Below are 24,045 nucleotides of genomic sequence, written 5' to 3'. Positions count from 1 at the left end.
AGCGAAAAGGACATTCGATGCGTAAGCGCCCCTGGATCGGCACCAGCTGGAAGATGAACAAAACGCTGGCCGAGGCCGATCGTTTCGTCGAGGCGCTGAAGACGTCGCCCTACACCCATTGCGAGGAGGCGCAGCTCTTCGTCATCCCGCCCTTCACCGCGCTCCACCGCGTCGCGCAGGCGCTGGGCGAGACCGACATCATCGTCGGCGCGCAGAACGCGCACTGGAAGGACGAGGGCGCGTGGACGGGCGAGGTCTCGCCGGTCCAGGTCAAGGACTGCGGCGCCCGCCTCGTCGAGATCGGCCATTCGGAGCGGCGCGAGCATTTCAACGAGACCGACGAGACCGTGGGCCTCAAGGTCGCAGCCGCCGTGCGGCACGGCATGACGGCGCTGGTCTGCATCGGCGACACGCGCGCCGAATACGAGAGCGGTCGAACGGCCGAAGCGCTCGCGCGCCAGACCGAGGCGGCGGTCGCCCATGTCGACTGGAGCCGCCCGGCGCAGGTCCTCATCGCCTACGAGCCGGTCTGGTCGATCGGCGAAGGCGGCACGCCCGCCGACCCGGACTTCGCGAACGAGCAGCACGTCCTCGTGAAGCAGCTCCTGCGCGAGCGCCTCGGCACGGCCCTCCCCGTCCTCTACGGCGGCAGCGTCAACCCCGGCAACGCGGTGGACCTGGCGTTGCAGCCCGAGATCGACGGCCTCTTCATCGGGCGCTCCGCCTGGAAGGCCGAGGGCTATCTCGGCATCGTCTCCGACGTCATCGCCGCGCTTCGCTAAGATTCCCTCCCGGAAGGACCAAGATCCCATGGCCCTCATCACGCTTCGCCAGCTTCTCGACCATGCCGCCGAGCATGGCTACGGAGTGCCGGCGTTCAACATCAACAACATGGAGCAGGGCCTCGCGATCCTCACCGCAGCCGCGCAAACGGACTCGCCCGTCATCCTGCAAGCGAGCCGCGGCGCGCGCGCCTATGCCAACGACCTGATCCTCGCGCGCCTCATCGAGGGGCTGGCCGAGATGCACCCCGACATCCCGCTCTGCATGCATCTCGACCACGGCAACAACGAAGCCACCTGCATCACCGCGATCCAGCACGGCTTCACCTCGGTGATGATGGACGGCTCCCTCAAGGAGGACGGCACATCGCTCGCCGACTACAGCTACAATGCGGGCGTGACGCGGCGCGTCGCCGACATGGCGCATTGGTGCGGGGCTTCGGTGGAGGGCGAGATCGGCGTCCTCGGCTCGCTGGAGACCGGCGGCGGCGAGCAAGAGGACGGTCATGGCTTCGAGGGCACGCTGAGCCACGACCAGCTCCTGACCGACCCGGACGAGGCGGCGCGCTTCGTCGCCGACACGCATGTCGACGCGCTCGCGGTGGCGATGGGCACGAGCCACGGCGCCTACAAGTTCTCGCGCAAGCCCGACGGCGACGTGCTCGCGATGAACGTCATCGAGGCGATCCACCGGAAGCTGCCGAACACGCATCTCGTGATGCACGGCTCCTCCTCCGTGCCCGAGGATCTGCAGGAGATCGTCAACCGCTACGGGGGCGAGATCAAGCCGACTTGGGGCGTGCCGGTGGAGGAGATCCAGCGTGGCATCCGCCATGGCGTGCGCAAGATCAACATCGACACGGACTGCCGCCTCGCCATGACGGGCGCGATCCGCAAGGTGTTCGCCGAGAAGCCCGAGGAGTTCGACCCGCGCAAGTATCTCGGCCCCGCCATGGCGGCGGTGACCAAGCTCGCCGCCCAGCGCTTCGAGGAGTTCGGTACGGCCGGCCACGCCTCGTCGATCAAGCCGATCGCGCTCGCCGACATGGCCAAGCGCTACCGCTCGGGATCGCTGAAGACGGCCTAAGGGCTTACGCCTCCGGCGCGCCGCGCCGGAGGTTTTCCAGCCAGGCATCCGCCGTGTTGTCGGAAGGGGCTCGCCAGTCGCCGCGCGGGCTGAGCGCCCCGCCCGCCGAAACCTTCGGCCCGTTCGGAATCGCGGTGCGCTTGAACTGACTGGTCTGGAAGAAGCGGAACAGGAAGCGCTCGAGCCAGAGGCGGATCGTGGCCAGATCGTACTGTCGGCGCTTCGCGTCCGGCATGTGCGCCGGCCAGACGCCGGCCTGTACGTCCCGCCAGGCGTGCCACGCCATGAACAGGACCTTGGCCGGCGGCTGCCCGTAGCGCAGCGTATGGAACAGAAAGAAGTCGTTGAGCTCGTAGGGTCCGATCTTCGACTCGGTCGACTGGATCTGCCCGTCGGCGCCCGCCGGCACGAGTTCGGGCGAGATCTCGGTCTCCAGGATTGCGGTCAGGATGCGCCCCGTCGCCTCGTCGAACTGGCCGCTCGCCACCGTCCAGCGGATGAGGTGCTGGATCAGCGTCTTCGGCACGCCCGAGTTGACGGCGTAGTGGCTCATCTGGTCGCCGACGCCGTAGGTGCACCAGCCGAGCGCCAGTTCCGACAGGTCGCCCGTGCCGATCACAAAGCCGCCGCGCTGATTGGCGAGACGGAACAGGTAATCCGTGCGAAGGCCCGCCTGCACGTTCTCGAAGGTGATGTCGTAGACCGGCTCGTCGTTCGAGAACGGGTGATCCATGTCACGCAGCATCTGCCGGGCGGCCGGGCGAATGTCGATCTCGCCGGCCTCCGCGCCGATCGCGCGCATCAGCGCCCAGGCATTCGCCTTGGTGGATTCGCCGGTCGCAAAGCCCGGCATGGTCCATGCGAGGATGGAGGAGCGCGGCAGGCCGAGCCGGTCGCAGACCTTGGCGGCGACGATCAGGGCGTGGGTGGAATCGAGACCGCCCGAGACGCCGATCACCATCTTGTCGCCGGGCGTCGCGAGGAAACGCTTCTCCAGCGCGTGGACCTGGATCTCGAAGGCCTCGTAGCAGTCCTGGTCGAGATGGTCGGGATTGTTCGGCACGAACGGGAAGCGCCGCTGCGGGCGCCGCAGCCCCTCGTCCGCAAAGACCGGCTCGTGGCGGAAGCGGATGCGCCGGAACCGCGTTTCGGGATGCTCCTCGGCGGCGGCGGCGTCGTTGAAGGTCGGCGTGCGCATGCGCTCCAGGCGCAGGCGCCCAAGGTCGACGTCGGCGACCACGAGCTGCGGCTCGCGCGAGAAGCGCCGCCCCTCGGCCAGAAGATCGCCCACCTCGTAGATCATGCCCTGCCCGTCCCAAGACAGGTCGTTCGTGCTTTCGCCCGCACCGGCCGCCGAATAGGCATAGGCAGCGATGCAGCGCGAGGCCTGCGAGGCGCACAGGAGATGGCGCTCGGCGGCCTTGCCGACGAGGATGTTGGAGGCCGACAGGTTGCAAAGCACGAGCGCACCCGCGAGGGCCGCCCGCGTCGAGGGCGGCAGCGGAGCCCAGAAATCCTCGCAGATCTCGGCGTGGAATACGAAGTCCGCGAGGTCTTCCGCCTCGAACAGCAGATCGGTGCCGAAGGGGGCTTCCCGGCCGGCGACGGAGATCGTGCCGCCCGGCAGTCCGGCGCCCGGCGCGAACCAGCGCTTCTCGTAGTATTCGCGGTAGTTCGGCAGGAAGCTCTTGGGCACGACGCCGAGCACCCGTCCGCGTGACAGGGCGACGGCGCAATTGTAGAGCCGGCCGTTGCGCCGCAGCGGTGCGCCGACGAGGAGCACGGTGCGCAGCGCCGCGGTGCTCTCGATGAGATCGCCGAGCGCCCGCTCCACGCCGTCGAGCAGCGCGTCCTGCAGGTGCAGATCGTCGATCGCGTAGCCCGACAAGGACAGCTCCGGCAGCACCAGGAGATCGACGCCCTCGCTCGCCGCGCGCTCGGCGAGTTCGTGAATCGCACGTCCGTTCCGCGCGGGATCGGCGCCCGCCACGAGCGGGGTCGCGGTTCCCAGCCGCAGGAAGCCGTGCGCGCGGGCCGAGGCGAAAGGACGGTCGAGGGAAGCGGGTTCGGTCGGCATGGGCGAGGCGTGTTCCGTCGTGTCGGGCTCGGAGGTTCATAGAACGCCCGCTCGACGGATGAAACGCTCCGGTCGCGCGGCGCGTTTCGGCCCGGAACGCCTTCGTGAAGGGAAAGCCGAATGAGCGATACGATCGAGACGCTCGGCCTCAAGCACGGCTTCAGCCGGGAGGCCGTCTCGGTGCTGGCCGAGGCGATGCGGCGCAGTGGCGGGACGCAGGCGCAGTTCAGCCATCCCGAACTCGGCGGCATGGGCCAGTGGTCGCAGGGCGGCATGCTGATGATCGGAGCGATGAACGATCACGCGCTGAAGGCGCGCGTCGCCGCGTTGGCGGAGGACCTGTCGAAGGGCACTGTCGGGCGGCAGTCCACGTCGCCGGGATCGGCCACCCCGCCGAACACCTCCGACTGGCCGAGCGAGTTCGGCAGCCCATCCGCCACCGGCTCACAGAACGGCGTGCGCTACGCCGTCTTCCGTGAAGAGCGGCGCCTGGCGATCGAGCGCGACGGACACCTGACGGTCTACGACACGCAAGACCATGTCGTTGCCGGTGCCGCCCAGTCGCAGGGCAGAGGGACCGCGCTGCGACTGTCGTCGCAGCATGGCGACATCGACATCGAGACGCTGCCCGTCGTCCATCAATAGGACTGACCGGCCGCAGATTTCCGCCTCTTCGAACCCGCCTGCCTGACCTCGCGGCAGGCTGCGGAATCTTTGCGCATCTCTTTGCGCGCGATCGACCTTGGCCCCAGGAATCCGCCCTTATATCACTCGCGGGGATCGATCGTCGGAGTGGAACGGGCATGAAGATTCACGCAGGCTTCACGCTCGGCTACGACTGCTTCCAGCCGACGCCCATGCTCCTGGTGCTGAACATCCACCCCTCGCGCCGCGTCGATCTCCTGACCGATCAGGTCCTTTCCTTCGATCGCCCGATCGAGTCGTGGAACTATGTCGACGGGTTCGGAAACAGCTGCACCCGCATCATCGCCCCGCCCGGCCGCACCACGATCTCGACGCGCTTCGACATCTACGACACCGGCCTGCCGGACGTGACAAACTGGGATGCCCGTCAGCACGAGATCCAGGACCTGCCCGACGAAGTGCTCGTCTACCTCCTCGGCAGCCGCTACTGCGACACCGACAAGCTCGGCGATTTCGCTTGGGGCCAGTTCGGGCATGTCCCCAAGGGCTGGGGCCTCGTCCAGGCGATCTGCGACTTCGCCCACGCGCGCATCGCCTTCAACTACCAGAACGCCCGCTCGACGCGCTCGGCCCACGACGGCTTCACGGAGATGACGGGGGTCTGCCGCGACTTCGCCCATCTCGCCATCACGCTGTGCCGCTGCATGAACATTCCGGCACGCTACTGCACGGGCTATCTCGGCGACATCGGCGTGCCCAAGGTTCCCGATCCCATGGACTTCAGCGCCTGGTTCCAGGCCTATCTCGGCGGACACTGGTACACATTCGACGCGCGCCACAACAAGCCGCGCATCGGGCGCATCCTGATGGCGACGGGGCGCGACGCGACCGACGTCGCTCTTTCCACCAACTTCGGTCCGGCCAACCTCGCCCATTTCGAGGTCGTCACCACCGAGATGTAGCCGAAGTTTCGCTTTCGATCGGTCCGGTTTCGCTTTACCGTTCCGCGCGCATCGTGGGGAGGCGCGCGTGACGACGGACCGGCAGACCGAAATTCTCGCCATCGCGCGCCGGCAGGGGCGCGTTCTCGTCGACGAGCTCGCCCAGCGATTCGAGGTCAGCGTCCAGACGATCCGCAAGGATTTGAACGAGCTCTGCGAGGCGCGCGTCCTCCAGCGCGTCCACGGCGGCGCGATGCTGGGCTCGGGGGTCGAGAATGTCGACTACGAGGCGCGCCGCGCCATGGCCGCCGCCGAGAAGACACTGATTGGGCGGGCCGCCGCCGATCTCGTGCCCGACGGCTCGTCGCTCTTCATCAACATCGGCACGACGACGGAAGCGGTCGCACACGCACTCCTGCGCCATTCCGGTCTCCTGGTCATCACCAACAACATCAACGTCGCCAATGTGATGCGACCTTACCCCGAGATCGAGGTGATCGTTGCCGGCGGCGTGCTCCGACGCTCCGACGGAGGCATTGTCGGCGAGGCCGCGACCGACTTCATCCGGCAGTTCAAGGTCGATCATGCCGTGATTGGCGTGTCGGCGATCGACACCGACGGCTCGCTTCTCGACTTCGACTATCGCGAGGTCCGCGTCGCGCAGGCGATCATGGCGAACGCCCGCCATGTCATCCTCGTGTCGGACCAGTCCAAGTTCGATCGTGGCGCTCCGGTCCGCGTCGGCCACCTGTCGCAGATCCAGACCTTCGTCACCGACCGTGTGCCCAACGACGACTTCCGCCGCCTGTGCCGGGAAAACGGCACACGCCTGATCGAGACCGCCCAGCCGGATACTGGCGAGCGCGTTTGACTTTCGGTTTCGTTTCGCCTTAACTCACTCAGGTTTCGCATTGCGGCCAGACTCGCTGCAGTGCGAAAGTCTCGGGGGAGGCTATGCGAGACGTCGATCTGTTCGTGATCGGTGGTGGCATCAACGGTTGCGGCATCGCGCGCGATGCGGCCGGCCGCGGCTACAGCGTCGCGCTCGCCGAGATGAAGGACCTCGGCAGCGGAACCTCGTCGTGGTCCACCAAGCTCATCCATGGCGGCCTGCGCTACCTCGAGCACTACGAGTTTCGGCTCGTGCGCGAGGCCTTGATGGAGCGCGAGGTCCTGTGGCGCATCGCGCCGCACGTGATCCGCCCGCTGCGCTTCGTGCTGCCGCTGCACAAGGGCCTGCGCCCGGCCTGGCTCCTGCGCACCGGGCTCTTCCTCTACGACCATCTCGGCGGCCGAAAGGAACTGGAGGCCACGCGCAGCGTCGACCTGACGACGGGACCGCTTGCCGGGCCGCTCAAGCCGGAGTTTCAACGCGGCTTCGAGTATTCCGACGCACGGGTCGACGACACGCGCTTCGTGGTCCTCAACGCCCTCGACGCGCAGGAGCGCGGCGCGGAGATCCTGGTTCGCAGCGAGGTGACCGAGGCCCGTCGCGAGGGCGAGCATTGGCTGGTAAGCGTGCGTTCGCACGAGACCGACGCGGTCTCGCGCTATCGCTGCCGCTTCCTCGTCAACGCGGCCGGCCCGTGGGTCGACCGCGTGCTCGGCGGCGCGATGGGCTCGAACTCGGCGCGTAACATCCGCCTCGTCCAGGGCTCGCACATCGTCACGCGCAAGCTCTACGAGCACGACCGCGCCTACATCTTCCAGAACGCCGACGGGCGGATCATCTTCGCCATCCCCTACGAGGACGAGTTCACGCTGGTCGGCACCACCGACCGCGACTTCGAGGGCGACCCGGCAAGGGCGGCGATCACGCCGGAGGAAACGGACTACCTCCTGAAGGCGGCCTCGGAATATTTCGCCAAGCCTCTCGTCGCGAGCGACATCGTCTGGAGCTTCTCGGGCGTGCGCCCGCTCTACGACGACCACGCGACGAAGGCGCAGGAGGCGACGCGTGACTATGTGTTGCGCGTCGACGGCGAAGACGGTCAGGCGCCCGTCCTCAACATCTTCGGCGGCAAGATCACCACCTTCCGCAAGCTGGCCGAGGATGCCGTCGCCCAGATCGCCGAGCGGATCGGCGCGCGCGGCGCGCCGTGGACGGGGACGGCCGCGCTGCCGGGCGGCGATTTCCCGACAGGCGGGGCATCGGACCTGGAAGCGCGCCTGCGCAAGCTTGCGCCGCGTCTCGACGAGGCGACCGCGCGGCGCATGGTGCGGGCCTACGGCACGAAGGCGATGGCAATCGCCGAAGGCGGCGATCTCGGAGCCGATCTCGGCCACGGCCTCAGCGAGGCGGAGCTGGATTATCTCATCGACCACGAGTGGGCGCGCAACGCGGACGACGTGCTGTGGCGCCGCTCGAAGCTGGGCCTGCACTTCGCCAGGGACGAGGCGGCGCGGCTTGACCGGCGGATCGTGGAGCGGCTGGAATCGCGAAGGGACGTGGCGGCGCAGTAGCACCGGCACGCGGGACGACACGAGTTCGGGTTGGCGCCGCAGCGGCGCCGGGAGGAGCCCATGCTGCAGTTGGAGAAGGTCGGCAAGACCGTCGGACGCGATGTGCATGTCGCGGATGTCGATCTGCGCCTGGAACGCGGATCGCTCAACGTCCTGCTCGGCCCGACGCTGAGCGGCAAGACCACCCTCATGCGCCTCATGGCCGGTCTCGACAGGCCGACCTCGGGTCGTATCCTCATGGACGGGCAGGACGTGACCGGCGTGCCCGTCGCGCGCCGCAACGTCGCGATGGTCTACCAGCAGTTCATCAACTATCCCTCGATGACCGTGCGCGAGAACATCGCCTCGCCGCTGCGCGTGGCCGGCAAGCCGGCCGCCGAGATCGACGCGGCCGTCTCGCGCGCGGCCCGGCTGATGAAGCTCGAGCCCTATCTCGACCGCACGCCGCTGAACCTCTCGGGCGGCCAGCAGCAGCGCACGGCGCTGGCTCGCGCCATCGTCAAGGGCGCCGATCTCGTGCTTCTCGACGAGCCGCTTGCCAACCTCGACTACAAGCTGCGCGAGGAGTTGCGCGAGGAGCTGCCGCGCATCTTCGCCGCCTCCGGCGCGATCTTCGTCTACGCCACGACTGAGCCGACCGAGGCGCTGCTGCTTGGCGGCAACACGGCGACGCTGCGCGAGGGTCGCGTCACGCAGTTCGGCCCGACGCCCGCCGTCTACCGCGCGCCCGCCGACCTCGCGACGGCCCGCATCGTCTCCGACCCGCCGCTAAACGTGTTGCCCTTCGAGGTGGCGGGCGGCCACGCGACGGGCTCGAACGGCCTGAGCCTGCCGCCGAATTTCGGCGTGGGGCTCGCCGCCGGGCGCTACCAGCTCGGCATTCGTGCGCACAAGCTGCACCTCGCCGAGGGCGAAGCGGCGACGGGCTCGCTTGCCGCCGAGGTCCTGACCTCCGAAGTCACGGGCTCCCAGACCTTCGTCCATGCCGACGGCGGCGGTGCGCGCCTGGTCGCCCTCCTGCCGGGCGTACGACGCGTGGAACGAGGCGACGCGCTGCGCTTCAACTTCGATCCCGCCTCGCTTCTGGTCTTCGACGAGGACGGCCGGCGCGTTGATCATTCCTCTCTGCCGCTCGCGGCCTGAACGGAGGTTGTCATGGCCCGCATCCGCCTCGATCGCATCCGCCACGCCTACACGCCCGAGCTTGCAGCGCGCGGCAGCTTCGCGCTGCGCGGCGTCGACCACACGTTCGACGACGGCGGCGCCTACGCACTGCTCGGCCCCTCGGGCTGCGGGAAGACGACGCTTCTGAACATCATGTCGGGCCTCGTCACGCCCAGCGAGGGCCGCGTCCTCTTCGACGACGCGGACGTGACGCATCGCTCGACCGAGGCGCGCAACATCGCGCAGGTCTTTCAGTTCCCGGTCATCTACGACACGATGACGGTGGCCGAGAACCTCGCCTTTCCCCTGCGCAACCGGGGCGTTCCGACAGCCGAGATCAAGCGACGCGTGCCCGAGATGCTGGAGCGCCTCGGGCTCATGAGCGAGGCGAACCGCAAGGCGCGCGGCCTCACGGCCGACCAGAAGCAGAAGATTTCGCTCGGGCGCGGCCTCATCCGCTCCGACGTCTCGGCCATCCTCTTCGACGAGCCGCTGACGGTGATCGACCCGCACATGAAGTGGATCTTGCGCTCGCAGCTGAAGGAGCTGCACCGTGAGTTCCGCACCACGATGATCTACGTCACCCACGACCAGACCGAGGCGCTGACCTTCGCCGAGAAGGTGATGGTCATGTACGACGGCGAGGTCGTGCAGATCGGCACGCCCGAGGAGCTTTTCGAGCGGCCGCGCCACACGTTCGTCGGCTATTTCATCGGCTCGCCGGGCATGAACGTCCTGCCCTGCCGGATCGAGGGCGGCGAGGCCGATCTGGGCGCCGGCCGCATCGTGCTGCCCTCGCCGCCGGCCAGTCGGCCGCAAGGCAAGCTGGAACTCGGCATCCGCCCCGAATTCGTGCGCGTCGTGCCTTCGGGCTCGCCGGGCGCCTTGCCGGTGACGATCGACAAGGTCGAGGACATCGGATCCGAGCGCATCGTGCGCGCGCGCATCGGCGGCGAGAAGCTGGCGGCGGTCGTGGCGGAAGATGCCGCCCTTCCCGGCGACGCTGCCGTCGTCTTCGAGCCCGGTGCCCTCAACCTCTATGCCGACTCCTGGCTGGTCGGCGGAAGGACCTGACGCGCGATGGAAAAGACCTGGAACAACCGGGCCTGGTTCATGGTCCTGCCGGTGCTGCTCTTGGTGGCCTTCTCGGCCGTGATCCCGCTGATGACGGTGGTAAACTACTCCGTGCAGGACACGTTCGGCCAGAACGAGTTCTTCTGGGCAGGAACCGAGTGGTTCACGGAGGTGCTGGAATCGCAGCGCTTCCACGACGCGCTCTGGCGCAACCTCGTCTTCTCCGGGATCATTCTCAGCCTCGAGGTGCCGCTCGGCATCCTGGTCGCGCTCGCCATGCCCAAGAAGGGCATCTGGGTGCCGGTCTGCCTCGTCCTGATGGCGCTGCCCCTTCTCATCCCGTGGAACGTGGTGGGCACGATCTGGCAGGTCTTCGGGCGCACCGACATCGGGCTGCTCGGCCACACGCTCGCCGGGCTCGGTCTCGACTACAACTACGTGCAGGACCCGCTCGACGCCTGGATCACCATCATCGTGATGGACGTCTGGCACTGGACGAGCCTCGTCGTGCTGCTCTGCTACGCCGGCCTCGTCTCGATCCCGGACGCCTACTACCAGGCCGCCAAGATCGACGGCGCCTCGCGCTGGGCCGTGTTCCGCTACATCCAGCTGCCGAAGATGGGACGCGTGCTCCTGATCGCCGTGCTCCTGCGCTTCATGGACAGCTTCATGATCTACACCGAGCCCTTCGTGCTGACGGGTGGCGGCCCCGGCAACTCCACGACCTTCCTCTCGATCGACCTCGTGAAGATGGCGGTGGGCCAGTTCGACCTCGGTCCGGCGGCGGCCATGAGCCTCGTCTACTTCCTGATCATCCTCCTCCTGTCGTGGGTCTTCTATACCGTGATGACCAATGCGGGCACCGACAGGCCGCACCGGGGAGACGCCGCATGAGCACCGCCACCGCTCCAGGTCTCGCGGAGGCGCCGGGCGCCGGGCCGATCCCGCCCGCGCTCCATTCCGAGGCCGCGCTCAAGGCCCGCTCGCGCATGGCCTCCGGCGGCTTCCGGCCGAAGGCGCTCATCCCCGCCCTCTACATCCTCTTCCTGCTCCTGCCGATCTACTGGCTCGTCAACATGAGCTTCAAGACGAACCAGGAGATCGTCGGCACCTTCACGCTGTGGCCGAGCGACCCCACGATCGCGAACTACCGGACGATCTTCACCGATCCGTCCTGGTACATGGGCTACGTCAACTCGATCATCTACGTCGTCATGAACATGGTGATCTCGGTAGCGGTCGCGCTGCCGGCGGCCTACGCCTTCTCGCGCTACCGCTTTTTCGGCGACAAGCACCTGTTCTTCTGGCTGCTCACGAACCGCATGGCGCCGCCAGCGGTCTTCGCCCTGCCCTTCTTCCAGCTCTACTCGGCGTTCGGCCTGATCGACACGCATATCGCGGTGGCGCTCGCCCACTGCCTCTTCAACGTGCCGCTGGCGGTGTGGATCCTGGAAGGCTTCATGTCGGGCGTGCCCAAGGAGATCGACGAAACCGCCTATATCGACGGCTACTCGTTCCCGCGCTTCTTCTTCAAGATCTTCACCCCGCTGATCGCGAGCGGCATCGGCGTGGCGGCCTTCTTCTGCTTCATGTTCTCCTGGGTCGAGCTTCTGATCGCCCGCACGCTGACGGTCACCGACGCCAAGCCCATCTCGGCCATCATGACGCGCACGGTCTCGGCGTCGGGCATGGACTGGGGCGTCCTGGCAGCGGCCGGCGTCCTCACCATCATTCCGGGCGCGATCGTGATCTGGTTCGTGCGCAACTACATCGCCAAGGGCTTCGCCCTGGGGAGGGTCTGATGCATCGTTCACGCCCGTTCCTTCCCAACACCACCGTCAACTGCTTCGACCGCGGGAGCGTGCGATGAGCTTCGCCTGGATGGCCTGGACCTGGCCGACGGCCCTCTTCTTCGTGGCGATCGCCGCCCTGATCGCACTGATGGGCGTGTGGGAGATCGCCTCGCCCGGCGGGGGACCGCGCTTCGGCGTCCTTCGCTTCGAGACGACGCGGGGCGACCGCCTCTTCGTGTCGCTGCTCGGCTCGGCCTTCATATGCCTCGCCTGGCTCGGCCTCACCGATCTGCCGCTCTGGTGGGCGCTCGGCGTCTGCGCCCTCTACGCGCTTCTCGTCTTTCGCTTCGTCTGAGCTTCGGCTCGGACGGGCAGCATGAAACCGCCGCGCGTCGCCGGTCGCGCGGTCGGGATCAAAGGTCACCGGATCAACCATGCCCTGGGGAGGGAAACATGAAGAAGCATTGGATGATGACGGCGGCGGGCCTTGCGCTCACGCTCGGGGCCTCGCCGGCCTTCGCCGACATGGCGGCGGCTACCAAGTTCCTCGATGGCGAGATCAAGGATCTGTCCAGCCTGTCGCGCGCCGATCAGGAAAAGGAGATGCAGTGGTTCATCGATGCCGCGAAGCCCTTCGCCGGCATGGAGATCAAGGTCGTCTCCGAGAACATCACGACCCACGACTACGAGTCCAAGGTCCTGGCCAAGGCCTTCTCGGACATCACCGGCATAAAGCTGACGCATGACATCATCGGCGAGGGCGATGTCATCGAGAAGCTGCAGACGCAGATGCAGTCGGGCGAGAACATCTACGACGCCTACGTCAACGACAGCGACCTGATCGGCACGCACTGGCGCTACAACCAGGTCCGCAACCTCACCGACTGGATGGCCGGCGAGGGCAAGGACGTCACCTCGCCGACACTGGATCTCAACGACTTCATCGGCACGAGCTTCACCACGGCCCCGGACGGCAAGCTCTACCAGCTGCCCGACCAGCAGTTCGCCAACCTCTACTGGTTCCGCTACGACTGGTTCAACGACGAGAAGAACAAGGCCGACTTCAAGGCGAAGTACGGCTACGACCTCGGCGTTCCCGTCAACTGGTCAGCTTACGAGGACATCGCCGAGTTCTTCACCGGCCGCGAGGTCGGGGGCAAGAAGGTCTTCGGCCACATGGACTACGGCAAGAAGGACCCCTCGCTCGGCTGGCGCTTCACGGACGCCTGGCTCTCCATGGCCGGCAACGGCGACAAGGGCCTTCCGAACGGTCTGCCGGTCGACGAGTGGGGCATCCGCGTCAACGACAAGTCGCAGCCGGTCGGCTCGTGCGTGGCGCGCGGCGGCGACACCAACGGCCCGGCGGCAGTCTACTCCATTGAGAAGTATCTCGAGTGGCTGAAGAAGTACGCGCCCCCGGTCGCCCAGGGCATGAACTTCTCGGAATCCGGTCCTGTGCCGGCGCAGGGCGAGGTCGCCCAGCAGATCTTCTGGTACACCGCCTTCACCGCCGATGCCGTGAAGGAGGGCCTGCCGGTGGTCAACGCAGACGGCACGCCGAAGTGGCGCATGGCGCCCTCGCCGCACGGCGTCTACTGGGTCGAGGGCATGAAGCTCGGCTATCAGGACGTCGGTTCCTGGACGCTGATGCAGTCCACCCCGACCGACCGCGCCAAGGCCGCCTGGCTCTACGCGCAGTTCGTGTCCTCCAAGACGGTGGACGTGAAGAAGAGCCATATGGGCCTCACCTTCGTCCGCGAGTCGACGATCCGCGACAAGAGCTTCACCGAGCGCGCGCCAAAGCTCGGCGGCCTCGTCGAGTTCTACCGCTCGCCGGCCCGCAAGCAGTGGTCGCCGACCGGCACCAACGTTCCCGACTATCCGAAGCTCGCGCAGCTCTGGTGGCAGGCGATCGGCGACGCGGCGGCCGGCAACAAGACGCCGCAGGAGGCGATGGACTCGCTCTGCCAGGAGCAGGAGCGCGTCATGCAGCGCCTCGAGCGCGCCGGCGTCCAGGGCGACAAGGGGCCGAAGCTCAACGAAGAGCATGACATGGCCTACTGGGTCGAGGAGGCCAAGAAGGCCGGTACGCTCGCGCCCCAGCCCAAGAAGGAGAACGAGAAGGAGAAGGGCCAGACCGTCAGCTATGACGAGCTGGTGAAGAGCTGGGCGGACACCAACGCCGCCGCGCCCGCCGCCACTCCGGTCTCCGCGCCGGCCAAGTAAGCGAACGCCGACCGACAACAGGAAGGGCCGGGAGCGATCCCGGCCCTTCTCGCATCACCTCACCTACGGAGAGTGCCACCCGATGTCCGGCTACGTCCTTGCGATCGACCAGGGCACGACCTCGACGCGCGCCATCGTCTTCGACGACAGTTTCCGCGTGGTCGGCGTCTCGCAGCAGGAGTTCCCGCAGATCCTGCCGCGCTCGGGATGGGTGGAACACGATCCGGAAGCCATCTGGTCCAGCGCCGTGGCCACCGTGAAGGCGGCACTCGCCGATGCTTCGCTGACGGCCGGCGACATCAGCGCGCTCGGCATCACCAATCAGCGCGAAACAACGGTGATCTGGGACCGCGAGAGCGGCCGGCCCATCCACAACGCCATCGTCTGGCAGGACCGCCGCACCAGCGAGCGATGCCGCGAACTGGTGGAGAGCGGTGCCGAGGAGCTGGTCGCCGAACGCACCGGCCTCGTGATCGACCCCTATTTCGCGGGCACGAAGATCAGTTGGATCCTCGACAACGTGTCGGGCGCGCGGGCGCGGGCCGAGAGCGGCGCGCTCGCCTTCGGCACGATCGACAGCTTCCTTCTCTGGCGTCTGACGGACGGGCGCGTTCATGCGACCGACGCGACGAACGCCGCGCGCACCATGCTCTTCGACACCGGCGCGAACGCTTGGGACGAAGAGCTCTGTGCCCTACTACGCGTGCCTATGGCGCTTCTGCCGGAGGTCCGCGACTGCGCCGCCGACTTCGGGGAAACGGCGCCCGCGCTCTTCGGCGGCTCGATCCGCATCGGCGGCATGGCGGGCGACCAGCACGCCGCGACGCTTGGAAACGCCTGCTTCAAGCCCGGCATGATGAAGGCGACCTATGGCACGGGCTGCTTCGCGATTTTGAATACCGGGCACGAGCGCGTTCGCTCGGGCAACCGCCTCTTGTCCACCCTCGCCTATCGCCTCGACGGCCGCTCGACCTACGCGCTCGAGGGCTCGATCTTCATCGCGGGCGCCGCCGTGCAATGGCTGCGCGACGGTCTGCGCATCGTGGAACGGGCCGCCGAGACCGGCGCCATGGCGGCGCGCGCCGACGAGATGCAGGACGTCTATCTCGTGCCCGCCTTCACGGGCCTCGGCGCGCCATGGTGGGACGCCGAGGCGCGCGGCGCGATGTTCGGCCTGACGCGCAATACCGGACCGGACGAGTTCGCTCGGGCGGCGCTTGAGGCCGTCTGCTTCCAGACGGCCGACCTTCTCGACGCCATGCGTCGCGACTGGCCCGCCGCCGGCGAGACCGTGCTGCGCGTCGACGGTGGCATGGTCGCCAGCGACTGGACCATGCAGCGCCTCGCCGACCTCCTGAACGCGCCGGTCGACCGCCCGACCGTCCTCGAGACGACGGCGCTGGGCGCCGCCTGGCTGGCGGGCCGGCAGGCCGGCGTCTGGCCCGACATGGACGGTTTCGCCGAGCGCTGGAACCTCGAGCGCCGCTTCGAACCGACCCTTGATCCGGTTCGGCGGGGGCAGAAGCTCAAGGGCTGGGCCGACGCCGTGCAGCGGACGCGGACCAACGGCTGAGCGCCCGGGGTGCGTCAGTCGACGCGCATGGCGAAGGCTTCGCTTTCCGCCAGCGCATCGTCGGGGCGCGATCTGTCGCGCTCCAGGTGGAGGTAGTTGGCCCGGAAGCCGCAGAAGCGCTTGAGCCCCTCGACGTCGGGCACCATGATCTGGCGACCTGAAACGGCGATCAGGTCCATGTCGCGCAGGTTGCGGATCATGCGGTTGACGTGGACGACGGTAAGGCCGAGCGTGTCGGCGAGTTCGCCCTGCGTGACCGGCAGCTTGAAGCTGTTGTCGGCCGACACGAGGCCGACGTTTCGAAGACGCTCCAGTAGCTCGCAAAGGAGATGGGCGACGCGCTCCTCGGCCGAGCGGCGGCCGATGTTGAGAAGCCATTCGCGCAGTATCGCCTGATCGACCAGCGTCGACCACCAAAGGGCGCGTGCGACGCGCGGCCGACCACAAAGCGCGGTGACGTCCTCGCGCGACAGCAGCGCCAGGCGGCAGTCGGTCAGCGTCGCGATGTTGTGGTCGTGCTCGTCGAGGATGAAGACGTGGAGATCGCAGAAGTCGCCGGGCAGAAGGAAGGCGACGATCTGACGGCTGCCGTCGGCGAGGATCTTGTAGCGGCAGGCAAAACCCGAAAGCACGAGATGGACGACCTGCGGATCTGCGCCCTCCTGAACGATCTCTTCCTTTGCGCGCATGGCGACGATGCGCCGGCAGCGGTCGCGGAGCAGATCCCGGTCGCCCTCGTCGAGGGCCGCGAACGTCTCGAGCTTGAGGATGAACGGATCGCGGTCGGACATGAGGACCCTATCGTTGGAGAGGCGTCGTCATGTGCCGGACGGGTCCGGGACGGGCAAGCCGCTTGACCCCCGTCGGCGGCCGGAGAATCTGTGGCCGCCGACATATTACCGCGGTATGTGAGATCAGGCTTTTCCGTAGCCGTCGACGACGTCGCGCGTCGCTTCGTGTGCCGCGCGCTGCCCGTCGGCGGACACGGCCGTCGAGCCCCGGTCCTGCGGGGCGTCCACGGCCTGGTTCAGCCCTTCCCCGGAGGTCGGCGCGGGCGCGTCGCCGAGGCGCGGCAGCTTGGGCTCGCCCTGGCTGTCGTCGCCCAAGACGCTGATGTCGGCGTCGAGCTGGGCATCGTTCAGGCGGTTCGTCTGGGTGTTCGACATGGGATCCTTCCTCTCTCGCTCGGAAGAGGAAGGAATGCTCCCGGCAGAAGTTCCGCTTCTATAGCAGCGACGCGATACCGCTGCCGGCCGAGGACGAAGCGCCGAAGAGCTGCAGGATCGGATTCTGCGAGGCGTCGGTGTTCTGCGCATCGTAGAGCGCCGCGAAGCGCGCGATGAACCGATCCAGCTTCTTCGGGTCGGCGAAGTCCTTGACGTTGAGCTTGGATTCCAGGACCCGCACCTGCGTCTCGATGTCGGCGGACGCCATGCCCTCCGGCAATCCGAGCGCTGTCCGCACCACCTGGAACAGCGCCTTGTCGGCGAGGATGCCGTAGGCCGATGTGATGGTGGGCGCAGTCCGCAGGGCGTAGAGCGCGAGACGCGTGCCCTCGCTGGTTTCACCGGCCTTCTCCTCCAAAGATTGCAGGAGGTAGAGATTGTCGGTGGCGAGCTTCGCGGCACCGAGCTGGATCCCCTGCCCGGCTTCTCGCACCGAGCCGTCCGGTTCGAACTGGAAGGCCGCCGCGAACTTCACGATGGCCTTGTCGGACTGGGTGTTGGCGTAGCTCTTGGGGTCCGACAGGTCGCTCGTCAGGATCTTGCGCAGCTCCGCCGTCGACATGCTCTTGTTCTCGACGTCATAGGCCTTCAGCGCATAGGCGACGGTCTTCTTGTCGGCGAGCAGGGAATCGAGCGAGTAGGCCTTGGAGATCCCCGTCAGGTAGTCTTCGGTGGCGGACTTGATGAGGGCCTTCTGCGAGGTCGAGACGTTGGTCCCGAACGAGGCGGCGTAGAGCGTTCCGGTCTGGGTCTGCTGCGCGGTGGTCTGGACGCCCTGCGTCGGACCGGCCTTGCCGTCGGTGCCGAAGTTGAACGCGGCGGCGAGCTTGGAGAAGCGCTCGTCCTTCAGCTTCGAGACGTAACTCTTGGGATCCGACGGGTCGCTCGTCAGAACCGCACGGAGCTTGTTGAGCGAGACGGTGGCGGGATCGATGTCGAACGCGCGCATGGCATAGCGCAGGCTCTCCACCGCCTTGCCCGTGAGGTCGGAAACGGACCCGACGTCCTTGATCGTGGTCAGGTAGACCTTTGTCGCGAGATTGTCCTTGCCAGTCTGCGCGGTCGCGTAGTTCTGCAGGTAGCGGCCGGTCAGCGTGCCGATGGCATCCGGCGCACGGCTGGCCGGGTTGCCTGAGGCATCGAAGCCCATGAGCCCGTTCAGCGTCCGGAAGCGAGCCTTGTCGGTATCGGAGACGCCGGTCAGGCGGTCGATCGCGGTCACATCCTTGAGAAGCGGAAGGACGAAGTCTGCCGAGTAGCCGGTGAGCTCGAAGCCGACCGCCGTCAGCGCGGTCTGGAGAAGGCGGGTGTCGGCGACGAAGGACGCCGCCGTCTGGGTCGTGGTGACCTTCTGGCTGAAGTAGTCGACGTTGGCCTGTGCGGCGCCAGGCGTCGAGCTGTTCCCGGTCTCGTTGTAGTAGTCGTAGACGAGACGGGACACGATGTCGGCTTTTTTGGCCGGGGTCGTCGCATCGGCCAGCCTTGCCTTCAAGTCCGCGAGGCCGGCGGGGATCGGGTTGGGGGCCGAGCCCTGCAGCACCGATCGAACGTAGTCCGTCGAAAACAGCGAGGGATCGTCGATCCCGACCGCCCGCAGCGCGAAGTCGACATTGGCCCGGTTGGAGAGAAGTCCGTCGAGGCTGGTCGCGCCCGCGACGGCGGCCGTGAAGCCGGCGGCGGCCTGCGCGGCGGCCGGACCCGTGCGCGACAGGCGCTCGGTATAGGCTTCGGTCACGAGCGCCGTCTGGGCCGTGGTCTGCGCCTGCGGGTCCTTGGTGCCGGACGAGAAGTCGAAGGCCTTTGCAAAGGCCTGGTAGCGCTTGTCGACCAGCTTGTTGGCAAAGCTGTTGCTGTCGGTCAGGTCGCTCTGCAGCACCTTGCGCATCAGCCCCTTGGAGCTGATCTGGTCTTCGAGCCCGTAGGCCTTCATGGCGTAGGAGTAGAGCTTGTAGTCGGCGAGGAACTCGTCGACCGTCGCCACGCCCCCGATGTGGCTGTCGTAGTAGGCCTTGGCCCGCTCGGTCTGTGCCTGGCCCGCCACCTGCTCGAGCGTTCGAGCCATGTTGTTGGTGTAGAGCCGGTAGTTGAGAAGCGTCGAGATCATGGGCGCGCCATCGTGGGGCGGACGGCTGTCCGGTGGGCAAAGGCTTCCCGATGCTCTACCACCCCTCCCGTATCGGAAGGGTTAACGAGAGCCTTACGGTAGCTGCGCGGCCTTCACCTCGGCGTTGACGCCGAGCGGCGACTTCGGAAGGAAGTCGAACTGGTCCACCATCACGTCCTCGACCACGTCGCGGCCGTAGCGTGCGTTGACGGCGGACTTCACCGAGGCGACGAGAGCCGCGAGATCGTAGCGCTCGGGATGGTCGAAATCGAAACCCGAGACCGAGTAGACCGCGCGAAACGCCTCGTCGATGATGACGGGTTCGGGAGGCACGGCAAGCGAGGCCACGAGCGCGCCGTCGATCGTGTAGACGAAGCGCGCCAGCGCGTAGCCCTTGATCGCGTTGTCGGCGATCAAGGGTACGGCGATGCTGTCGGTCTTGCGGTAGTCCAGCCCCTCGAAGAAGTCGGCCTTCTTGGGCGCCTGGGGCGCTTCGCTCGCGCGAAGGTTCGCCGCCAGCCAGCTCGAGCCAAGCGTCGCCGCGCAGACCCACAGCCCGATCGCCAGAACCTTGATCATTTGACCGCGACGCCCCGCGACGTGACGGCATAGGTGCCGTCCGATTCCGCGTCCGCGATGCTCTGCGCGATCAGGCCCGCCACCTCGGTCGTCGCCTCGATGTGAAGCTCCAGGAGGCGCCGGTTGTCGTCGAGGCGCGAACGCAAGGTGCCGATCCGACCGCGCAGTCCGTCGCTCATCGCGGCGGCGTCGAGGCCGCGCGAGATGCGGGAGAGTTCGAGAAGGCTCTGGTTCTTGCGGTTGGCGATGTCGCCGAGGCCGACGTGGTCGCCGGCCTGCAGGGCCATGGTCTCGCCGGCGAGCACAGCTTCGAGGCGATTGATGGCTTGGGTGAGAACCGCTTCCAACTGCGTATGTCCTTCCTGTGCGGCCGGAGCCGACGTGGTCGAATGGGGTGTCGAGGCGCGTGCGCTCAGTCGGCCTTCGGTGCCGCGTCGCGCGAGATCGCCTTCGCGATACCGATGCCGCCGCCCGCCGCCATCTCGTCGGCGATGCGCTCGGCCAGCATGGAGCGCCAGATGTTTCCGGCCGTGCCCGAGCCGAAGACCGCCTTGTTCTCCTTGGGCAGCATCTCCTCGATGAAGGAGCGCAGCACGAAGCTCTCGAAGGCCTGCTCGGGCTTCAGTTCGCCGCTCTTCGAGGTTTGATGACGAAAGTGGGGATCCGATGTCGCGGGCGCGTGGCGCGCGGCCTCGGCCTCGGCCTCGGTCATCGCGGCGGCGAAGCCGTTGTTCGCCGCGCCCGCACTCGCAACCGACGCCTCAGCGCGTACCGGCGAGGCCGGCGTGGCGCCCTGGGCCGCGGAGATGGAGTTGACGCTCGTCATTCGCAATCCTGCATTCGGCTTGGGTCCGGTGAATGCCGAACCTGTCGTGTCGATCGGGATACAGGTTTCCACTTATTCGAAGCTTGCGGGCGCTTCAGAGCCGCCGCATGGCCTGCGCGGCCAGATGGTCGTCCAGGATGTCGAGAAGGCTCGCGCGCTCCTTGGCGGATGTCTCCTCCACGCGGGCACGCCCCTCCGCACGCTCGACGCGCTTCTGCGTCGCGCCGGCCTCGCGCGCCAGAGCCGTCGCCCGTTCCGTGGCGAGCCGGGCCGCCGCCAGCTCCGCGTCGTTGCGACGGATGGCGTTCGCCTTGGCCTCCAGAAAGAGGCCCTGCATCATGGATTGATCGCCGAGCGTCTGGAGGAGCTCGACGCTCAAGGCCTCGCGCTCCGCCTCCTCTCGCCGGCAACGCGCTTGGTTCCATTCCGCAAGCTGGCGCTTCTGATCGAGAACCGCCTTCACGCGCGCCAGGCGATCGGCCCGCCCCGCGCTCATCCGAACAGGACCCAGCTGCGATAGGCTTCGATGAAGATCGTCAGGAACTCGCGCACCGAGAAACCCAGGAGCACGAGGCCGCCAGCGAGCACGAAGGGCAAGGAGATGAAGTAGACGGGAATCTGCGGCGTCATCTTGTTGGCGAGGCCGATCGCGAAGTTCACCACCACCGCATAGACCACGAAGGGGCTCGATATGCGCAGGCAGAGCCGAAAGGTCTCGTCGAGATTGTCGACCAGCGAGGCCAGCGCGGCCCGGATCGCGAAGCCGCGCTCGACGGGCATCGGCCCGTAGGACGCGACGAGCGCCTTGACGATCTCGGCATGGAGGTTGAGCGAGAAGATCAGCACCGTCGCGGTCATGGTGACGAGCGTGACCAGCGCCGGCACGGCCTCTTGGTCCTCGATCGGCACGCCAAGCGTCTGGCCCATGCCGATCGCGCTGGCGACGAGCGAACCGGCGAACTGCAGTCCCGCCATGAAGACGCGGCCGAGAAGCCCGATCAGGAGCCCGGTAAGAAGCTCGCCCATGGCCATGGCGATGCGCATGTCGTCGCTCGCGCCGAGCACCATCGGCCGGATCGTGGGCATGAGCCCCGGCGAGATCGCAAGCGAGAGCGCGACGGCGATGAAGAGGCGGACCTGGGAGGGAATGCGCACGCTGGCATAGCCCGGCAGGAGCATGAGGCAGGCGCCGACGCGACAGAAGATCAGGAAGGCGGCGATGATCGTCGCCTGCGTCTCGGCCGTCACGAGATCGAGCCCAGGGCCTTGATGTCGACGCCGCGCGCGATCTCCAGATGCGACAGGACCGGCAGGTTCACGAAGATCCGCTCGATCATCATCCGCACGTAGGGGCGCGCGTCCGGCGAGGCGACGAGCACGAAGTTCTCGCCCTGCTCGGTCTTCTCGCGGATGATCTTCGAGGCCTCGCCCGCGAACTGCTCGACGAGGCGCGGGTCGATGTCGAACTCGATGACATCGCCCTTGGCATCGCGCTTGAGCGCCTGGTGGAAGGCCAGATCCCAGCGGTTGCCGAGGCGCAGCACCGCAAGCTGCCCATTGTGAAGGAGATCACCGCAGATCTGCTGCGCCATGCGCGTGCGCACGTGCTCGACGATGCGCTCGGATCGGCGGGCATGGGGCGCGATCTCGGCCACGGCCTCGAGGATCAGCGTCAGGTTGCGGATCGAGACTCGCTCGGCCAGGAGCAGCTTGAGGACGGCCTGCAGCCCCGAATAGCTCATGTGCGAGGGCACGATCTCGTCGATCAGGCGCTTGTATTCGGGCTCGAGCCGGTCAAGCAGCGAGCGCATGTCCTTGTAGGACAGAAGCTGGGCGAGGTTGTTGCGCAGGACCTCCGAGAGATGCGTCAGCATCACCGAGAGCGTGTCGACGGGCTCGAAGCCGGCGCGACGCGCGGCCGCGGAGAAGGTCTCCGAGATCCAGGCCGCGCGCAGGCCGAAGGCCGGCTCGCGCGTCAGGTCGTGCGGAATGTCGGGAGCGGGGCTTTCGCCGAGCACGATCAGACGGTCGCCGAGCCGCACGGCCTGCGTCGCGACGGTCGTCCCATGGACCTTGATCTCGTAGGAGCGCGGATCGACGCCGAGATCGTCCGAGAGCTTGATCTCCGGGATCACGAAACCGTAGCGCGAGGCGAAACGCCGCCGCATCTTTCCGACGCGGTTGGCCAACTCGTCGCGCGAGAAGTTGAGATGGGCGGCAAGCTGCTTGCCGAGCACCAGCTCGACCTCGATGATGCGCAGGCTTTCCTTGACCGACTGGCGCTCGGCCTCGATCGCCTTCGCCTCGCGCTCGGCGGTCTCCTCGTCGGCCCGTCGCTGCGTTTCGGCGCGCTGGCGCGGGATGGCGTAGGCGAGCGCCGCAAGACCACCCGACACCGCGGCGAAAGGCAGGAACGGCAGGCCCGGAAGAAGCGCCAGCACTCCGAGGAGGCACGCGGCCACCATGAGCGCGCGCGGGTAATGCCCGAGCTGCGTCATAATCGCCTTCTCGGCGGCGCCGCGCGTCCCGCCCTTGGAGACGAGAAGGCCGGCGGCCAGCGAGACGACGAGCGCAGGAATCTGCGTGACGAGACCGTCGCCGACGGACAGCTTCACGAAGACGTCGGCCGCGTGGCCGGCGTCCATTCCGTGGCGCGTGACGCCGATGATGATGCCACCGAAGATGTTGACGGCCGTGATGATGAGGCCGGCGATGGCGTCGCCGCGCACGAACTTCGAGGCACCGTCCATGGAGCCGAAGAAGCTCGACTCCTCCTCCAGTTCGCGCCGGCGCGTCTGCGCCTGCTTCTCGTCGATGAGGCCGGCGGAAAGGTCCGCGTCGATCGCCATCTGCTTGCCGGGAATGGCATCGAGGGTGAAGCGCGCGCCGACCTCGGCGATACGCGTCGCGCCCTTGGTGATGACGAGGAAGTTCACCGTGATCAGGATGATGAAGACCACGATGCCGATCACGAAGTCGCCGCCCATGACGAACTGCGAGAACCCGCCGATCACGTAGCCGGCCGCGTTGTGGCCCTGGTCGCCGTGGCTGAGGATCACGCGCGTGGTCGCGATGTTGAGCGACAGGCGCAGCATCGTGGCGAGCAGGAGGACGGTCGGAAAGGCCGAGAAGTCGAGCGGCTTCTCGATCCAGAGCGCCACCATCAGGATCAGGATCGACAGGGCGATCGACAGGACGAGGCCGATGTCGATCACGAAGGCGGGGATCGGGACGAAGAGGACGGCGAGGATCGCCACGATGCCGATCGCAAAGCCGATATCGCGCGAGGAGCGGACCGCCGCCCCCTGCTTCGAGACGGGTCCGGCAAGCTTCATCGTGTCGGCGGTCATCGGGTCCTCGCGAACGGCGCGGCCGAGGGTCGAATAGCGTACCCATTCCGGGCTATCGGCGCGAGCCGGTTATCGACGCGTTAACTTTTGCAGGGCTGGACGGCTCTGCGGGGATTGGGGGTCACGCGGCTCGGC

Annotated in this window: 23 protein-coding genes; 13 read left to right on the top strand and 10 right to left on the bottom strand. The window is 67.3% G+C overall.

From position 1 onward, the window contains the following. Positions 1-17: 17 nt before the first annotated feature. Together AUL35_RS09435 and fba are read left to right on the top strand one after the other, a co-directional pair. Positions 18-782, top strand: a complete 765-nt coding sequence (locus AUL35_RS09435; protein WP_062014351.1) for a triose-phosphate isomerase — start codon at positions 18-20, stop codon at positions 780-782. 28 nt (positions 783-810) lie between these two features. After that, on the top strand, positions 811-1,869 hold the full coding sequence (gene fba / locus AUL35_RS09430; RefSeq protein WP_062014349.1) for a class II fructose-bisphosphate aldolase: 1,059 nt from the start codon (positions 811-813) through the stop codon (positions 1,867-1,869). Between the two features lie 4 nt (positions 1,870-1,873). Here the strand turns inward: fba and AUL35_RS09425 are convergent, their stop codons facing one another. After that, the gene (locus tag AUL35_RS09425) at positions 1,874-3,946 is read right to left on the bottom strand and encodes an NAD(+) synthase (RefSeq protein WP_062014347.1); all 2,073 of its coding nucleotides are present in this window, start codon (positions 3,944-3,946) and stop codon (positions 1,874-1,876) included. A 120-nt stretch (positions 3,947-4,066) separates the two neighbouring features. Here AUL35_RS09425 and AUL35_RS09420 point away from each other — a divergent pair, with 120 nt between their 5' ends. From AUL35_RS09420 to glpK, 11 genes are all read left to right on the top strand, one after another. After that, the gene (locus tag AUL35_RS09420) at positions 4,067-4,591 is read left to right on the top strand and encodes a hypothetical protein (RefSeq protein ID WP_062014346.1); all 525 of its coding nucleotides are present in this window, start codon (positions 4,067-4,069) and stop codon (positions 4,589-4,591) included. A 158-nt stretch (positions 4,592-4,749) separates the two neighbouring features. Further along, the gene (locus tag AUL35_RS09415) at positions 4,750-5,553 is read left to right on the top strand and encodes a transglutaminase family protein (RefSeq protein WP_062014343.1); all 804 of its coding nucleotides are present in this window, start codon (positions 4,750-4,752) and stop codon (positions 5,551-5,553) included. Positions 5,554-5,620: 67 nt separating this feature from the next. Further along, the gene (locus AUL35_RS09410) at positions 5,621-6,403 is read left to right on the top strand and encodes a DeoR/GlpR family DNA-binding transcription regulator (protein WP_062014341.1); all 783 of its coding nucleotides are present in this window, start codon (positions 5,621-5,623) and stop codon (positions 6,401-6,403) included. An 83-nt stretch (positions 6,404-6,486) separates the two neighbouring features. Beyond that, entirely contained in the window at positions 6,487-7,995 is a 1,509-nt protein-coding gene (glpD, locus tag AUL35_RS09405; protein WP_062014338.1) for a glycerol-3-phosphate dehydrogenase, read from the top strand. 60 nt (positions 7,996-8,055) lie between these two features. Next, positions 8,056-9,138 (top strand): ABC transporter ATP-binding protein, encoded by a 1,083-nt coding sequence (locus AUL35_RS09400; RefSeq protein WP_062014337.1) that lies wholly within the window; start codon positions 8,056-8,058, stop codon positions 9,136-9,138. 12 nt (positions 9,139-9,150) lie between these two features. Beyond that, entirely contained in the window at positions 9,151-10,233 is a 1,083-nt protein-coding gene (locus AUL35_RS09395) for an ABC transporter ATP-binding protein (RefSeq protein WP_062014335.1), read from the top strand. 6 nt (positions 10,234-10,239) lie between these two features. After that, positions 10,240-11,127, top strand: a complete 888-nt coding sequence (locus AUL35_RS09390; RefSeq protein WP_062014333.1) for a carbohydrate ABC transporter permease — start codon at positions 10,240-10,242, stop codon at positions 11,125-11,127. Positions 11,128-11,222: 95 nt separating this feature from the next. Continuing rightward, a complete protein-coding gene (locus tag AUL35_RS09385) occupies positions 11,223-12,035 on the top strand; it encodes a carbohydrate ABC transporter permease (RefSeq protein ID WP_062014452.1) in 813 nt (270 codons plus the stop codon). 64 nt (positions 12,036-12,099) lie between these two features. Further along, positions 12,100-12,381 (top strand): DUF2160 domain-containing protein, encoded by a 282-nt coding sequence (locus AUL35_RS09380; protein WP_062014331.1) that lies wholly within the window; start codon positions 12,100-12,102, stop codon positions 12,379-12,381. Positions 12,382-12,479: 98 nt separating this feature from the next. Further along, positions 12,480-14,252, top strand: a complete 1,773-nt coding sequence (locus AUL35_RS09375; protein ID WP_062014329.1) for an ABC transporter substrate-binding protein — start codon at positions 12,480-12,482, stop codon at positions 14,250-14,252. 82 nt (positions 14,253-14,334) lie between these two features. Further along, positions 14,335-15,825 carry a glycerol kinase GlpK gene (gene glpK / locus AUL35_RS09370; RefSeq protein ID WP_062014327.1) on the top strand — a complete coding sequence of 497 codons (1,491 nt, stop codon included), beginning with the start codon at positions 14,335-14,337 and terminating at the stop codon, positions 15,823-15,825. A gap of 14 nt (positions 15,826-15,839) precedes the next feature. Here the strand turns inward: glpK and AUL35_RS09365 are convergent, their stop codons facing one another. The 9 genes from AUL35_RS09365 to flhA form a co-directional block, all read right to left on the bottom strand. Continuing rightward, on the bottom strand, positions 15,840-16,616 hold the full coding sequence (locus tag AUL35_RS09365; RefSeq protein WP_062014325.1) for a Crp/Fnr family transcriptional regulator: 777 nt from the start codon (positions 16,614-16,616) through the stop codon (positions 15,840-15,842). 123 nt (positions 16,617-16,739) lie between these two features. Beyond that, a complete protein-coding gene (locus AUL35_RS09360) occupies positions 16,740-16,991 on the bottom strand; it encodes a hypothetical protein (protein WP_062014324.1) in 252 nt (83 codons plus the stop codon). A gap of 58 nt (positions 16,992-17,049) precedes the next feature. After that, positions 17,050-19,155 (bottom strand): DUF1217 domain-containing protein, encoded by a 2,106-nt coding sequence (locus AUL35_RS09355; RefSeq protein WP_062014322.1) that lies wholly within the window; start codon positions 19,153-19,155, stop codon positions 17,050-17,052. A gap of 93 nt (positions 19,156-19,248) precedes the next feature. Next, positions 19,249-19,734 (bottom strand): hypothetical protein, encoded by a 486-nt coding sequence (locus AUL35_RS09350; RefSeq protein WP_062014320.1) that lies wholly within the window; start codon positions 19,732-19,734, stop codon positions 19,249-19,251. After that, positions 19,731-20,081: a hypothetical protein gene (locus AUL35_RS09345; RefSeq protein WP_062014318.1), complete on the bottom strand. Its 351-nt coding sequence runs from the start codon at positions 20,079-20,081 to the stop codon at positions 19,731-19,733. The genes AUL35_RS09350 and AUL35_RS09345 overlap by 4 nt, the downstream gene beginning before the upstream one ends. A 65-nt stretch (positions 20,082-20,146) precedes the next feature. After that, a complete protein-coding gene (locus AUL35_RS09340; protein ID WP_062014316.1) occupies positions 20,147-20,560 on the bottom strand; it encodes a rod-binding protein in 414 nt (137 codons plus the stop codon). Between the two features lie 94 nt (positions 20,561-20,654). Beyond that, a complete protein-coding gene (locus AUL35_RS09335; protein ID WP_062014314.1) occupies positions 20,655-21,056 on the bottom strand; it encodes a hypothetical protein in 402 nt (133 codons plus the stop codon). After that, on the bottom strand, positions 21,053-21,808 hold the full coding sequence (locus AUL35_RS09330) for a flagellar biosynthetic protein FliR (protein ID WP_062014312.1): 756 nt from the start codon (positions 21,806-21,808) through the stop codon (positions 21,053-21,055). The genes AUL35_RS09335 and AUL35_RS09330 overlap by 4 nt, the downstream gene beginning before the upstream one ends. Next, on the bottom strand, positions 21,805-23,910 hold the full coding sequence (gene flhA / locus AUL35_RS09325; protein WP_062014310.1) for a flagellar biosynthesis protein FlhA: 2,106 nt from the start codon (positions 23,908-23,910) through the stop codon (positions 21,805-21,807). The genes AUL35_RS09330 and flhA overlap by 4 nt, the downstream gene beginning before the upstream one ends. Between the last annotated feature and the right edge of the window lie 135 nt (positions 23,911-24,045).

Source organism: Aureimonas sp. AU4 (genome assembly GCF_001463765.1).
In the GTDB taxonomy this organism is placed as follows: domain Bacteria; phylum Pseudomonadota; class Alphaproteobacteria; order Rhizobiales; family Rhizobiaceae; genus Aureimonas.
Note: the sequence above shows the minus strand (reverse complement) of the source record. Positions and strands in the feature narration are given on the sequence as shown.

Bases quoted from the DNA above. Each gene is read 5' to 3' on its own strand.
- AUL35_RS09400 (WP_062014337.1), top strand. From the start codon at position 8,056: ATGCTGCAGTTGGAGAAGGTCGGCAAGACCGTCGGACGCGATGTGCAT.
- glpD (WP_062014338.1), top strand. From the start codon at position 6,487: ATGCGAGACGTCGATCTGTTCGTGATCGGTGGTGGCATCAACGGTTGC.
- AUL35_RS09335 (WP_062014314.1), bottom strand. From the start codon at position 21,056: ATGAGCGCGGGGCGGGCCGATCGCCTGGCGCGCGTGAAGGCGGTTCTC.
- AUL35_RS09420 (WP_062014346.1), top strand. From the start codon at position 4,067: ATGAGCGATACGATCGAGACGCTCGGCCTCAAGCACGGCTTCAGCCGG.
- AUL35_RS09355 (WP_062014322.1), bottom strand. From the start codon at position 19,155: ATGATCTCGACGCTTCTCAACTACCGGCTCTACACCAACAACATGGCT.
- AUL35_RS09390 (WP_062014333.1), top strand. From the start codon at position 10,240: ATGGAAAAGACCTGGAACAACCGGGCCTGGTTCATGGTCCTGCCGGTG.
- flhA (WP_062014310.1), bottom strand. From the start codon at position 23,910: ATGACCGCCGACACGATGAAGCTTGCCGGACCCGTCTCGAAGCAGGGG.
- AUL35_RS09375 (WP_062014329.1), top strand. From the start codon at position 12,480: ATGAAGAAGCATTGGATGATGACGGCGGCGGGCCTTGCGCTCACGCTC.
- AUL35_RS09360 (WP_062014324.1), bottom strand. From the start codon at position 16,991: ATGTCGAACACCCAGACGAACCGCCTGAACGATGCCCAGCTCGACGCC.
- AUL35_RS09385 (WP_062014452.1), top strand. From the start codon at position 11,223: ATGGCCTCCGGCGGCTTCCGGCCGAAGGCGCTCATCCCCGCCCTCTAC.
- AUL35_RS09425 (WP_062014347.1), bottom strand. From the start codon at position 3,946: ATGCCGACCGAACCCGCTTCCCTCGACCGTCCTTTCGCCTCGGCCCGC.
- AUL35_RS09415 (WP_062014343.1), top strand. From the start codon at position 4,750: ATGAAGATTCACGCAGGCTTCACGCTCGGCTACGACTGCTTCCAGCCG.
- AUL35_RS09435 (WP_062014351.1), top strand. From the start codon at position 18: ATGCGTAAGCGCCCCTGGATCGGCACCAGCTGGAAGATGAACAAAACG.
- glpK (WP_062014327.1), top strand. From the start codon at position 14,335: ATGTCCGGCTACGTCCTTGCGATCGACCAGGGCACGACCTCGACGCGC.
- AUL35_RS09340 (WP_062014316.1), bottom strand. From the start codon at position 20,560: ATGACGAGCGTCAACTCCATCTCCGCGGCCCAGGGCGCCACGCCGGCC.
- AUL35_RS09380 (WP_062014331.1), top strand. From the start codon at position 12,100: ATGAGCTTCGCCTGGATGGCCTGGACCTGGCCGACGGCCCTCTTCTTC.
- AUL35_RS09395 (WP_062014335.1), top strand. From the start codon at position 9,151: ATGGCCCGCATCCGCCTCGATCGCATCCGCCACGCCTACACGCCCGAG.
- fba (WP_062014349.1), top strand. From the start codon at position 811: ATGGCCCTCATCACGCTTCGCCAGCTTCTCGACCATGCCGCCGAGCAT.
- AUL35_RS09350 (WP_062014320.1), bottom strand. From the start codon at position 19,734: ATGATCAAGGTTCTGGCGATCGGGCTGTGGGTCTGCGCGGCGACGCTT.
- AUL35_RS09365 (WP_062014325.1), bottom strand. From the start codon at position 16,616: ATGTCCGACCGCGATCCGTTCATCCTCAAGCTCGAGACGTTCGCGGCC.